Below are 12,938 nucleotides of genomic sequence, written 5' to 3'. Positions count from 1 at the left end.
TTTTTTTATTCAGAAAATAAATCCATTTGCATCGGAGCCAAACCTTGAAACTCGACTTGGAGTGCCTTTTGTAAATGTTTCGCATTATCAGCCGCATCCCCGCCGCTGTTATTATTAAAAATCACGACAACTTCTTTGGACAACTTTTGCAAATGTTCCACGTATTTAGCCCATTCATTAATCTCCTCTTCATTGTAACGGTAAAGCGTGCGAACCTCACGCCACTCAGGACTGTTAGCTTTCATCCAGCCATACTGATTTCGACCGTGAAGCCTTACTAATGTCATATCACTATTCGTCTCGCGAAGCACAATCGGCACACTCCCCGCCCCAACTTGCGGCTCGTCAACAACTGTATGAATAAGACCTAGCTCGCGCAGTAAATCCAGCGTTTTTTCCGTATTTTGCTCGTTATACCAAGAATTATGGCGAAATTCAACCGCCACTGGCAAATCGCCCATTTTCGACGCAATATATTTTAAATAAGTCACATTTTCTTTCGTACAATTAAAATACGGCGGAAATTGAAATAAAATCGCCTGTAGTTTTCCCGTTTCACTTATCGGCGCAATCATATCCATATAAGCCGTATACATAGCATTTTCACTATCAAAATACTGCGACCATTCCTTGTGTTTCGTCATCGCCGAAAATGCCTTAATTACAAACCGAAAATCATCCGGAGTTTGCGCCGCCCAGTTTGCAGTTGTCCGCGGAGAAGGAATCGCATAAAAACTCGTATCAACCTCCACCACAGGAAAATGTGCCGCATAATCAGCCAAAGTTAATTTTTTTGTTTGTAATAAAGAATCATGATCACTCCACCCAGTTAATCCGATTGTAACCATCAACCGCCACCCTCTCTATCGTTATGATTTATGTTTATTATAACGCAAAAAGGAGGGAGAAGCCTTTAATTTGGTCCTCGTTTTGGCTTGGATATTTTATTTTTTGTATTTTAATTAAAAAGAAGAAGAAAACAGATGAAAAGACTTATTATAATAACTTCAGCTTTTTTGGGAACGCTCTTAATCGGTTCAATCTTTACTGATAGGAAACCTTTTGGTAGATCAGATATATCTTTAATGGGCGGATTTTCTATTTCTATACTATCTTATTTTATTGCTGGCTTTTTAAATTGAAAGAAAAACAGCGGAAATTAAATGTAAACAAAATCCCATTCAACCACAAACCTGTAGTTGAATGGGATTTTAGTTATATCAATCAAGCCTTCCATACTGGAATAGGATTCTCAACCAGCGTCATTCATTGTCAAACTAGACAATTAAGGTGATTAATAGTAGTTCAATGAGTCACTATTTATCAATGATTATCAAATTAGGGTGGTCAAAATCTGGTCAATTTTGATGTGTTATTGGGAACAAATATAAAATAGATAGAATTTTGACCAGCTAAAAAAATGTGGTCAAGCAAACTATCACTGTATCAATATTGCTTTTAAAAAAACAATTCACTTTTATCCTCCATTTTATAATTTACATATTCCTATGCCAGCACATATCTATGTACTTATCATTGAATAACACTAGTAGTACTAAAGTGATTAACTTATGTAATCCATTGTTATAATTCCGACAAATCTTCTCTTATCCTTGCCAAACTTTAATATCAATTTTGTTTCTCTTTAGCCAAAGTTTTCATTAATGTTTTTTCTGTCTTTGAAGAAGTTAAATATCGCTTTAATGATTCATTATATCTTTTTAGAGAGTATAGAGTTTCTAGAGCATCATAGATATTATATGACAAAATAGCTTGTTGTTTGTTTTCATATGTTGTCAATTCCTCCTTTGAAATCTCAAAAGTTAACTCTCTAACTTCTGAGATCATTTCGTTCATCCCTTGTTTAGTAAGAAATAATCTATTTAGTTTTTCAGAGGTCTTACAATTGCCAAATTCCCAATAAAAATGCCAAATTTCATATTTTTTCATAGAAAAAAGTCTCGTAAAATAATCTAATTCTTCACTTGTGAGTTCTACAATTACCTCAGCTATTTTTAGAATTCCCGGTATCTCCTTAAAAAGATAAGCTTCAACATTTCTATTTGCAAGATAATATCCATCTTTCAGCTCGTGCATATTTTTTATCTTTTTGTTTAAAATTAAATCTACTATCAATGATTGACAATTAATTACATAGTCTAAATTTTCAGAAATAGTATAAATAGATTTTGAAATAAGTTTTGATAGCTCATTATGCTTGATCACAACAATCTCGAATAACTCATTGTTTTTTCTATCAATAATTTTTCGAACTTCTCTTTTTTGACTATGAAAATAGAAAAAGAATAAGACAGGTACTATTGTTAGTAGTGCAACAACTGCAGGCAATTTAGAAAAAATATCTCCAAAATTAATTTTTATTGTGAAAGCTTTTTTTAGAAATCCAAAAAGATATTCCCACTGACTATATACCCAGTCTAAATTGATTATATTTAATGTGAATAGCGTGAGAACTATCGCTAACATTACGGGTAAACATATCATAGCTCTGATAATAACGAATATTTTTGGAAATAGAGTTGATTTTGATATTCCTACCCATACCGAGCTTAAATTTGGATTGTCATATCTAAGCCACCCTAATCTTAAAAATTTAAAAACTCTCGCTATATTGTAGTTCACTCTTATCGTAAACAGAGCTAACTCAACATTCTTCTTCGTTATTAAAAGTCTGCCTAATTTCTCTATTCTAAAACTGATAAAAGAATAACTTTCAAGTATCAAAAGATCATAAATTATTAAGAATACGCAGATTTCTATAAAAAATATTAAACATAACAAAAAAAGATTTTCTGAGGTTATATCCAAATTAAATAATATTATAGCATCTATTACTGTTTGCGCATTCGTAATAAAAAAAAGGAAAAACATGAAAAATATGATAACTACTAGCCATTTAAATAATTTTTTAGACATTTATTCCTCCCATAAAATTATAAGAACTTGATTTCTTAGTACATTCTTTTAATTGTTTATTTGCATATTTTTAAAGTATAAATGTTTCTTTTTCTTTTCTACAGGAACATCAAATTTAGTCCTTATATAACGCAATGTATTCTTATAATGTTCCATATTTCTTTCCTTTTCTATAGCTTGTATCGCCGCTATGCATCCTTGAAGTCTATTACAAGTATCAATAAACTCATCTTGAATAAAATTACTTGGAGCTTTATCCATTTCAAGCAACAATCGATAGTAATCATACATCTTTTTATTAAGTTTTTTAGGAGCTTTTTTAGTATTCTCATGAATAATTACGCCAGTAATTCGTGTATGATTACAAATTGTTAATCTTGTTTTTTTCTTGTTGACTTTTAAACCATATTTTTCTATTATTGCAATTGCTTCCCTACGCTTATTAGTATGAATAAACTTATCAGAAGAGAATGTAAAATCATCATAATAAGCAGAGAATGTAAAATTATTACTTTTTGAAAATTTATCTAACTCTTCATACATTTGATGATAAGATAGAAAACTTAGCATAGGACTTGTTGAAAAACCTTGTGGTAAAAAACGCTCTCCATCTTTTTTTACAGTCGTCAAATTAGTTAAAATTTTTGCTATATCCTCTGACTGAGACATTGTATTATGAAAAAAATCATAAACATAAGAATCCTTAGTACTAGGGAAAAAATTTGTGATATCTAGCAATAGCAAATATTCTTTCTCCAAATGTCTACTAGCGTTGTCCACATAACCAACAAGAGGAATACCCCCGCATACATAATTTGGGAAACCAATATAACTCAACTTTTTAACAATGTTTTTGAGTGCTCTTTTGTGAGCTTCTGAAGGATTGTACAGCTCTCTGTTTTTTCCGTTTACTTCCTTGAAGAATGGCTTCACTTCATAATAATTATCAACATTTTTTAAAGTTTTCAACTCCAACTGCAGTAATTCTGACAGGTATTTTTTATTTGATACACCATAAAGCTTTGATTTAGTAAAATCCATAAAAAAATCTCCTTCCTTTATAAGAAAGAGATGAAGCCAAGTTTTCTAAGAAGTTGCACACTTCAATTAGAAAAGGCAAGACTTTATACAGAACGCCTAGAACGAATCCTAAAACCATTATTGCGACTTTGAAAGCACCAATGATGCCTAGAATATTTGCAATAAGTTTGAGACAATTGAAAAAGCTCAAAGTTCCATTTTTATATGTCCTTTGTTTAAGCCACTGTTTAACCAGAACAATTTTAGACACTTGCTTGTTTTTGCTCATGACATTTACCTCCTATAATTATTTAGGTCACTAAGACCCTCCCCTGCGTTATAATTATAGATTTAGAAGTTAAACAGTCTCGTTAACGCTTCACTCTCACTTAGCTAATAACTTTTATTAGCTTGATTAAATCCCCTGCTTCTCACTGAGTGATGCAATACAAATTCGTGACATCCTATACTCATACTATGGTTAAGATATGAATAATCATGCAATCAAAACAAATTTTGACGTCAATAGAACATGTTGGGGCTTTTTCATACCGCTATTGTTTTGTATAATAGCAAATTTATTTGCAGGGAACTCTAGGTAATTATTCTAAGTTAATAATATCACAATGGTAAAAAACAATCAATATAGCGTTTTCTTTTATACTATATGAAATATTTGTATATCTTTTTCAGTTGCAATAACTCCCACAAATATGTAGTACTTTTTAAGGATTTTTAGCCAAAAGCTATTTTTTAACCACTACATATATGAATCCAACAAATCCTTTTGTATAGAGAATTATCCCTCTGATTTCGTTTCATATTTCGAAATTTTTATTAACCTTTTACAAACGTCAAAAAAGAGTACCCCAAGTGCGCCCGTGTAGCTCAATTAAAGGGTACCCTTAGTACTGTCAAATAACAACGAGGAGGCTTCTCTACTCTATTCATTCAATTCCTTGTATAATTCTGCCAAAAATATGATTAGCTTGAGTTGATTGTCCATCAATTAGAGTAAGAGCGTACTCTGCTTCTAGTGGCTCTTCTAAGCCCAGTATTATCCCTTTCCCCCTTCCACCGAACAGATATGCTAATTGCTTTATTGCTTTCAGATGTTCTATTGCTTCTAATATGGCTTGCCTATCACATGGAATAGTCTCATCAGCATAATAGGTAATCCTTTTGCAGTACCATCATTTCCAGTCGTTAGATAGCCTTTATGGGGCAATTGACCATAGTTACTGATAAAGCAGTTCAACAACGATTAGGACATGAAAATAGTAAAGTGACATTAGACATCTATGCACATATTACAAACAACGCACCTAAGAAAACTGATCCAGAGTTTGCTGATATGAGGGCTAATCAGTAAAAAAGCTGGTCATTTCTAATATCAAGGTAAAAGAAAAAAGCTAAAGCCCTTATATATCAAGGGTTTTAGCTTCTATAACAAATTTATCCTATACTGCCTTCCATTTCAAACTTAATCAAACGGTTCATCTCAACGGCATATTCCATTGGTAATTCTTTCGTGAATGGTTCAATGAAGCCCATAACGATCATTTCTGTCGCTTCTTCTTCGCTTAAACCACGGCTCATTAGATAGAAAAGTTGTTCCTCGGATACTTTGGAAACCTTAGCTTCGTGCTCTAATGAGATGTTGCTGTTTAGGATTTCGTTGTATGGGATTGTGTCAGATGTGGAAAGGTTATCCATAATTAGCGTATCACATTCGATATTCGAACGTGCGCCGTCTGCATTACGGCCAAAATGGACAATTCCGCGGTATGTTACGTTTCCGCCTTGTTTCGAAATCGACTTCGATACAATTGTAGAGGACGTATTCGGCGCATAGTGCATCATTTTCGCTCCAGCATCTTGACGTTGGCCTTTACCAGCAATCGCGATAGAAAGCGTTGTTCCACGTGCTCCTTCGCCTCGTAAATGTACTGCTGGGTATTTCATTGTTAATTTCGAACCAATGTTACCGTCAATCCATTCCATTGTCGCATTTTCTTCACAGAAAGTACGTTTCGTTACTAGGTTATAAACGTTATTTGCCCAGTTTTGGATAGTTGTGTAACGGCAGTAAGCGCCTGGTTTTACAATAATTTCTACGACAGCTGAGTGAAGAGAATTCGTTGTATAAACAGGAGCCGTACAGCCTTCCACGTAGTTTACGCTGGCATTTTCGTCGACGATAATTAATGTCCGTTCAAATTGACCCATGTTTTCCGAGTTGATGCGGAAATAAGCTTGAAGCGGCGTATCGACTTTGACGCCTGGTGGTACGTAGATGAACGAGCCACCGGACCAAACAGCCGAGTTTAATGCTGCGAATTTGTTGTCGCTTGGTGGAATTACTTTCGCGAAGTATTCTTTGAAAATATCTTCGTTTTCTTTTAACGCGGAATCAGTATCTTTGAAGACAATTCCTAAATCTTCTAGGTCTTGCTTCATATTGTGATAAACTACTTCGGATTCATACTGCGCAGATGCCCCAGCTAAATATTTTTGTTCAGCTTCAGGGATACCCAGTTTGTCAAAAGTACGCTTAATTTCTTCCGGAACTTCATCCCAAGAACGTACGGTTTGTTCGGACGGTTTCACGTAGTAAGTGATGTCTTCAAACTTCAGTTCTGACAGGTCGCCACCCCAAGTCGGCATTGGCATTTTATAAAATTGCTCTAAAGACTTCAAACGGAATTCTAGCATCCATTCTGGTTCTTCTTTAATATTCGAAATTTCTCTTACTACTTTTTCTGTTAATCCGCGTTCTGTACGGAACACAGAGGTATCTTTGTCATGGAATCCATATTGGTATTCGCCAATTTCTGGAATTTCAGTCATGTCGTATCCTCCTTTTCGCTACTTATTTTGTTCCTTCTTTTTCAAAAATCGCTCTCTCCATTGCTTTCCAAGAAAGGGTCGCACATTTGATTCTTGCTGGGAATTTCGCAACTCCAGCAAGCGCCTCAACGTCGCCGTACTCATCAATAGTTTCATGGTCGTGACCTTGCACCATTTCTGAAAATTCGCGGGACATTTTAAGTGCTTCTTTCTCGGTTTTCCCGATAATGCTTTGCGTCATCATTGAAGCAGAGGCCATCGAAATCGAACAGCCGCTACCAGTGAATTTTGCCGCAACGATTTTGTCACCATCCATTTTTAAATGAAGATGAATTTGGTCACCGCATGTTGGGTTGTTGAGATCGATTGTTACATCGCTATCTGGGAGCTCTCCATTATTGCGCGGATTTTTATAGTGATCCATAATGACTTGTCTATAAAGCTGATCTAATTTCCGGCTTGTCATAATCCAAAATACTCCTTTGTTAACTTGAGGCCATCTATAAGCGCATCAATTTCTTCTTTTGTATTATAAATATAAAAGCTTGCGCGAGCTGTGGAAGAAACGTCGAGCCACTTCATCAACGGTTGTGCACAGTGATGACCAGCTCGAATTGCAATTCCATCTTCGTCCAAAATAGTCGCAATATCGTGTGGGTGTGCGCCTTCTAAATTGAAAGTCACTAAGCCACATCGTTTACTCGCGTCTTTTGGTCCATAAATGGTAATGCCTTCTATTTTGCTCATTTCTTCTATCGCGTAGCTGGCTAATGCTTGTTCATGTGCGTGAATATTGTCGAGTCCGACTTCTGCCAAGTAATCAATCGCCGCACCTAGCGCAATCGCTCCGCCAATAATCGGTGTTCCGGCTTCAAATTTCCAAGGTAGTTCTTTCCAAGTCGAATCGTATAATTCAACAAAATCAATCATTTCTCCGCCAAATTCGGTAGGTTCCATCGCATCAAGCAATTCACGTTTACCATACAAGGCGCCAATGCCAGTAGGAGCCATCATTTTGTGCCCTGAAAAAGCATAAAAGTCAGCATCTAAATCTACTACATTGACTTCCATGTGCGGTACAGCTTGTGCACCGTCAACGAGAATCACTGCTCCAAATTTATGAGCTAATGCTGCGATTTCTTTAATTGGCGTGATAGTCCCGAGCACATTAGAAACATGAGCTAGCGCAACGATTTTCGTTTTCTCGCCAATCGTTTTTTTCGCTTGCTCGACAGAAATCGTTCCATCTTCTTCTAGTTCGATATATTTCAAAACCGCGCCTTTACGTTTAGCTAGTTGCTGCCACGGAATCAAATTCGAATGATGCTCTAAATAAGAAATAACAATTTCATCACCAGCTTCAATATTTGCTTCACCGTAACTATCAACAACTAAATTAATCGCCGAAGTAGTACCTCTTGTGAAAATAATTTCTGCTACTTCACGCGCATGAATAAACTTGGCTACTTTACCTCGAGCTGATTCATAAGCATCCGTCGCTCTTGCCGCAAGTGTATGCACGCCGCGGTGAACATTCGCATTATCAAACTCATAGTAATGTGTTAATGCTTCGATAACTTGTTTTGGCTTTTGTGAAGTAGCAGCATTATCTAAATAAGCTAGCGGTTTTTCATTTATTTCTTGATCTAAAATTGGAAAATCCGCCCGAATTTTTTGGATATCAATCATTTAACGCACTTTCCCTTCGATTACTTCACGAAGCATCGTTTTTACGCTTTCGATTGGTAACTGACGAACAACAGGATCTAAGAAGCCATGAATAACTAGTCTTTCTGCTTCTTTTTGAGAAATCCCGCGACTCATCAAATAGAATAATTGTAACGGATCAACGCGTCCAACAGAAGCCGCATGTCCTGCTACTACGTCATTTTCATCAATTAATAAAATTGGATTCGCATCGCCGCGCGCTTCAGGACTAAGCATGAGTACACGTGACTCTTGTTGTGCATCTGACTTAGAAGCGCCATGTTTAATGTGACCAATTCCGTTAAAAATAGTTGTCGCTCTCTCTTTCATAACACCATGAGATAAAATTGTACCGTTTGAAGCTTTACCGTAATGTGTCACGCGTGTTGTGACGTTTTGCGTTTGCTTACCACGACCAACAGTCACCGTTTTCACATCAGCAGAAGAACCATCTCCCATTAGGTTTGTTACGTTCTCATTAATTGTATCACCATCGTTCATTAGGCCAAGTGCCCACTCAATTTGGCTATCAGTTCCAATGTGTCCACGACGGTTCACATATGTCGTAACATCACTCGCAAGATTGTCTACACCACCAAAAGTAATGCGCGCATTTTTCTCAGCGATGACTTCTTCGACAATGCTAACAATTCCTTTAGGCTTGTTATCGACCGTTACATAGTTTTCCACATAAGTGACAGAGCTATTATCATCCGCTACTAGCAACACGTGGTTAACTAGTGGAGATTCCGCTTTGTCTTGAACGAAAACAGCTTGAATTGGTGCTTTCACTTCAACATTTTTAGGAACATAAAGGAAAATTCCACCGTTCACTAAAGCCGCATGAAAAGCAGTCAATTTGTGTTCGTTCACTTGTACTGCATCTTTCATGAAGTATTTTTTCACAAGTTCAGGATGGTTTTTCACAGCTGAAATAATATCTGTGAAAATAACGCCTTGGTTAACTAGTTCTTGTTGCAACTGAAGTCTCGCAGGTCTTTCATCCATTTGAACGTAAAAATTGGCTTCTTTATTATCTAAATCAACTAAATTCGCTACTTTTTCCGGTAAAGTTTCATTCGTTACGCCCTCTTTAAAAGGTATAAACGTCTCAAACTTCGTGAAATTCCAGCGAGTAATTTTTGTTTTATCCACAAAAGGCAAGTCCAGTTCCCCGTAAGCTTTAAAAGCATTGCGACGGATTTCTAAAAACCAATCCGGTTCGTTCGCATTACTTGAAAAAGCGTGGATAAAATCATCTTTAATTGTCATATTTTGTGCCATGATTTTAACCTCACTTCCTTATTGTTGGTCTACTGCTTCTTCTTCCTCAAGTTCGATGCCAAGCTCTTGTTTAATCCAGTCGTAACCTTCTGCTTCTAAACGTTTCGCAAGCTCAGGTCCGCCCTCTTTCACTACTTTACCTTGCATCATTACGTGAACAAAGTCAGGCGTAATGTAGTTCAGTAAACGTTGGTAATGGGTAATGATTAAGCAGCCAAAGCCTTCGCCGCGCATTTCATTTACACCTTTAGAAACAACTTTAAGCGCATCGATATCAAGACCGGAGTCAATTTCATCTAAAATCGCTAATTTTGGCTCAATCATTAATAATTGCAAGATTTCATTACGTTTTTTCTCTCCGCCTGAAAATCCTTCATTTAAATAACGTTCTGCCATTTCTTCATCCATATCTAAAATTTCCATTTTTGCATCTAATTTACGAATAAATTGCATAACTGGAATTTCGTCACCTTCTTCGCGACGGCTGTTGATGGCTGCACGAATGAATTCAGCATTTGTAACACCACTAATTTCACTTGGATATTGCATCGCTAAGAAAAGACCAGCACGAGCGCGTTCGTCTACTTCCATTTCGAGTACATCTTCCCCGTCAAGCGTGATTGTTCCTTGTGTTACTTCATATTTTGGATGCCCCATAATAGCTGAGGACAACGTAGATTTACCTGTTCCGTTTGGTCCCATGATAGCATGGATTTCGCCAGTTGAAATTTCCAGGTTAACGCCCTTCAAAATTTCTTTTCCTTCTATTTCAACATGTAAATCTTGAATCTTTAAAGTTGCCATAAAAAAAGTCCTCCCTAGTGTAAAATTTGCATAATCCTAGTTTAGTATAATTCTAATCTGATTACAACTATAAAAACCAGTATTCTTCGCATTCTCCCCTTCATTCTACTATTAATAAGCGTTTTTTTCCAGTTTTCTCGCATTATCATTATTTCTATTTTATTTGAGAATTGACAACCTAAACGATACAACGCACTATACCAATAAAAGAAAGGGCTTTTTCACCATAAAAAAGGGATTGTATATCTTATTTATATATGGTATTGTTGTAACGTAACAAAATTGCAACATAATAACTTTTTTGTAACAAATGATTAATTATTGAAGGAGAATTTAAAATATGAAGAAAGCAATAATGGCTGCGACCATCTTTGTATTGCTTTTAGCCACTTTATCCGGGTGTAGCTCCCCTAAGTCCGACTTCACTGCTGCCTTACAAAAAACAGCTGAAAACCGACAATATACAACGAACGTAACTTTCCAAGTGAACGACCTTTCTGAAGGTTATGTAGAACAACTTGGACCTGAAATCGACTTAAACCAACTAAAAAACTCAAACATTCAATATAAAATTTCCGTTGATAGTGATTCCGCCTCTTCGTATAGTGCATACACCGTCCACTGGAAAGGCGAACAGCCGCTTGACTTAACGGTACACGCATTACAAAATAGTGACGACGGCAAAGCTTATATCCCTGTATCGGATATCTATGACGATTCTGAAAGCATCTCGAATATGCTGCCAGAATCAGCAGCGAAAATTTTCAATCAAGTGCTTAAACAAAACAAAGACTTAGAACCAAAATACTTAAATTTATTCGAAACAATTCAAAACTTTTCTAATCAAACGATTGATACCGAAACCGTAGACCGCCAAGCACAAGAATTGAAGAAAATTGAAGAAGATGCTGGTATTGCGATTTACAGTTATCTAAACAATCTCGACGATCAGCATTTCACCTCTAAAGACAACGGTGATGTCGTTCTAAAATTATCTAAAAATGAAATCAGCGACTTAATCAATGCCGTTTTCACAGAACTTAATGATAACGGAAATATTATCGCACTCATTTCAGAAATTGATGGAAGTACCCAAAAAGCAGCACAGAAAAAATGGAATGCGGCGCAAAAGAGCGTCCAAACAGCTTTGAAAGAACTAACAGACAATGAAGCACAAACTTTGGATTTCAATCTAACCTTAACACCTGACAGCAAAAAAGGTTTCAGCAAAGCCACTATCACTACTAAATTTGAAGATACTAAAGCAAACGATTTAATGAACTTCACAACAACGGTTGATATGCTCGACTATGAAAAAGTTCCTGCAATGCCAGAAGGTAAAGACATTGTTTCCAAAAAAGAATTAGATAAAGCCATTTCTGATGGACTAAAATTATATTTAAGCAGCAAACAATAAAAAAAAATCCTTTTACCGTAGTGGTAAAAGGATTTTTTTCTATTTATTTATCAACTGGAACAACTGCGCCGTCCCATTCTTTCGTAATGTAATCTTGAATTTCTTTAGAGTGTAGTACTTTTACTAGCTCTTTAATGTTTTTATCGTCTTTTTTCTTCTCGGTAGTTACAACGATATTCGCATATGGAGAATCTTTACTTTCGATTGCAATTGCATCTTTAGAAGGGTTTAAGCCTTGGTCTACAACAAAGTTTGAGTTGATAGCTACAACATCCCCTTCTTCGTTATTGTAAGCAGTCATTAAGTAAGCTGGGTCAAAGTCATATTTGAATTTCAAGTTTTTCGGATTGTCTTTAATATCATCAAATGTTGCATCTTGTGGTTTCACGCCATCTTTCAATGTTAAAAGTCCGTTGTCCACAAAAATACCGATAACACGCGGCCAGTCAGATTTCGAGTTAGAAAGTAATACTTGCGCGCCGTCTTTTAAGTCTTTAATGTTTTTTACTTTTTTAGAATAAAGGCCCATTGGTTCGATGTGAATTGCTCCAACGTCCGCAAATTTGTAGCCTTTGTCTTTTTCTTCTAGTTCAAGATATGGTTTATGTTGGAAGTAGTTAGCATCTAAATCGCCTTCGTCTAGGGCTTTATTAGGCATAACGTAATCTGTATATTTAACAATTTTCAAGTCAATTCCTTTTTCTTTCAAAATCGGTTTTGCTTGTTCTAAAATTTGGGCATGTGGTGTATTCGAAGCTCCCACTACCAATTTGTTATCGTCTTCTTTGCTAGATGAAGCTTTATCTGAGGAGCTGCCGCAAGCTGTAAGTACTAAAACTAAACTTAATGTAAAAATGAAACCAAGAACCTTTTTCATGAAATTCTCTCCTTTTTTGCGGGGATTCCGCGTTTTTTTATA

At 36.0% G+C, this 12,938-nt stretch carries 11 protein-coding genes; 1 reads left to right on the top strand and 10 read right to left on the bottom strand.

Annotated features, from left to right (window positions below; all coding sequences use genetic code 11):
* Nucleotides 1-5: 5 nt before the first annotated feature.
* The 9 genes from HCB49_RS13300 to sufC form a co-directional block, all read right to left on the bottom strand.
* Nucleotides 6-848 carry a DUF72 domain-containing protein gene (locus tag HCB49_RS13300; RefSeq protein WP_185481063.1) on the bottom strand — a complete coding sequence of 281 codons (843 nt, stop codon included), beginning with the start codon at nt 846-848 and terminating at the stop codon, nt 6-8.
* Between the two features lie 781 nt (nt 849-1,629).
* Complete coding sequence (locus HCB49_RS13295) at nt 1,630-2,937, bottom strand: hypothetical protein (protein WP_185577026.1); 1,308 nt, start codon at nt 2,935-2,937, stop codon at nt 1,630-1,632.
* A gap of 48 nt (nt 2,938-2,985) precedes the next feature.
* Nucleotides 2,986-3,978, bottom strand: coding sequence for a reverse transcriptase family protein (locus tag HCB49_RS13290; protein ID WP_185577024.1), 993 nt, complete (start codon nt 3,976-3,978; stop codon nt 2,986-2,988).
* The gene (locus HCB49_RS13285; protein ID WP_070212816.1) at nt 3,965-4,246 is read right to left on the bottom strand and encodes a hypothetical protein; all 282 of its coding nucleotides are present in this window, start codon (nt 4,244-4,246) and stop codon (nt 3,965-3,967) included. Before HCB49_RS13285 ends, HCB49_RS13290 begins: the two co-directional genes overlap by 14 nt.
* 1,166 nt (nt 4,247-5,412) lie before the next feature.
* Nucleotides 5,413-6,807, bottom strand: coding sequence for a Fe-S cluster assembly protein SufB (sufB, locus tag HCB49_RS13275; RefSeq protein ID WP_003739681.1), 1,395 nt, complete (start codon nt 6,805-6,807; stop codon nt 5,413-5,415).
* Nucleotides 6,808-6,829: 22 nt separating this feature from the next.
* Complete coding sequence (gene sufU, locus HCB49_RS13270; RefSeq protein WP_003722439.1) at nt 6,830-7,273, bottom strand: Fe-S cluster assembly sulfur transfer protein SufU; 444 nt, start codon at nt 7,271-7,273, stop codon at nt 6,830-6,832.
* Nucleotides 7,270-8,496 (bottom strand): cysteine desulfurase, encoded by a 1,227-nt coding sequence (locus HCB49_RS13265; RefSeq protein ID WP_185605214.1) that lies wholly within the window; start codon nt 8,494-8,496, stop codon nt 7,270-7,272. Before HCB49_RS13265 ends, sufU begins: the two co-directional genes overlap by 4 nt.
* Nucleotides 8,497-9,798 (bottom strand): Fe-S cluster assembly protein SufD, encoded by a 1,302-nt coding sequence (gene sufD, locus HCB49_RS13260; protein ID WP_185605213.1) that lies wholly within the window; start codon nt 9,796-9,798, stop codon nt 8,497-8,499.
* Nucleotides 9,799-9,816: 18 nt separating this feature from the next.
* A complete protein-coding gene (gene sufC / locus HCB49_RS13255) occupies nt 9,817-10,602 on the bottom strand; it encodes a Fe-S cluster assembly ATPase SufC (RefSeq protein WP_185392278.1) in 786 nt (261 codons plus the stop codon).
* 340 nt (nt 10,603-10,942) lie between these two features.
* On the opposite strand from sufC, the gene HCB49_RS13250 reads away from it, so the two are divergent.
* A complete protein-coding gene (locus HCB49_RS13250) occupies nt 10,943-12,019 on the top strand; it encodes an Lmo2079 family surface lipoprotein (protein WP_185605212.1) in 1,077 nt (358 codons plus the stop codon).
* 43 nt (nt 12,020-12,062) lie between these two features.
* On the opposite strand, the gene HCB49_RS13245 is transcribed toward HCB49_RS13250, so the two are convergent.
* Nucleotides 12,063-12,896 (bottom strand): MetQ/NlpA family ABC transporter substrate-binding protein, encoded by an 834-nt coding sequence (locus HCB49_RS13245; protein WP_185481068.1) that lies wholly within the window; start codon nt 12,894-12,896, stop codon nt 12,063-12,065.
* Nucleotides 12,897-12,938 lie beyond the last annotated feature (42 nt).

Origin of the sequence: Listeria cossartiae subsp. cayugensis (assembly GCF_014229095.1) — a bacterium.
Lineage (GTDB): Bacteria > Bacillota > Bacilli > Lactobacillales > Listeriaceae > Listeria > Listeria cayugensis.
Note: the sequence above shows the minus strand (reverse complement) of the source record. Positions and strands in the feature narration are given on the sequence as shown.

Excerpts from the sequence above, each read along its gene's own strand:
- HCB49_RS13265 (WP_185605214.1), bottom strand. The coding sequence starts at position 8,496 with ATGATTGATATCCAAAAAATTCGGGCGGATTTTCCAATTTTAGATCAA.
- sufC (WP_185392278.1), bottom strand. The coding sequence starts at position 10,602 with ATGGCAACTTTAAAGATTCAAGATTTACATGTTGAAATAGAAGGAAAA.
- sufB (WP_003739681.1), bottom strand. The coding sequence starts at position 6,807 with ATGACTGAAATTCCAGAAATTGGCGAATACCAATATGGATTCCATGAC.
- HCB49_RS13295 (WP_185577026.1), bottom strand. The coding sequence starts at position 2,937 with ATGTCTAAAAAATTATTTAAATGGCTAGTAGTTATCATATTTTTCATG.
- HCB49_RS13300 (WP_185481063.1), bottom strand. The coding sequence starts at position 848 with ATGGTTACAATCGGATTAACTGGGTGGAGTGATCATGATTCTTTATTA.
- HCB49_RS13285 (WP_070212816.1), bottom strand. The coding sequence starts at position 4,246 with ATGAGCAAAAACAAGCAAGTGTCTAAAATTGTTCTGGTTAAACAGTGG.
- HCB49_RS13250 (WP_185605212.1), top strand. The coding sequence starts at position 10,943 with ATGAAGAAAGCAATAATGGCTGCGACCATCTTTGTATTGCTTTTAGCC.
- sufU (WP_003722439.1), bottom strand. The coding sequence starts at position 7,273 with ATGACAAGCCGGAAATTAGATCAGCTTTATAGACAAGTCATTATGGAT.
- HCB49_RS13290 (WP_185577024.1), bottom strand. The coding sequence starts at position 3,978 with ATGGATTTTACTAAATCAAAGCTTTATGGTGTATCAAATAAAAAATAC.
- HCB49_RS13245 (WP_185481068.1), bottom strand. The coding sequence starts at position 12,896 with ATGAAAAAGGTTCTTGGTTTCATTTTTACATTAAGTTTAGTTTTAGTA.
- sufD (WP_185605213.1), bottom strand. The coding sequence starts at position 9,798 with ATGGCACAAAATATGACAATTAAAGATGATTTTATCCACGCTTTTTCA.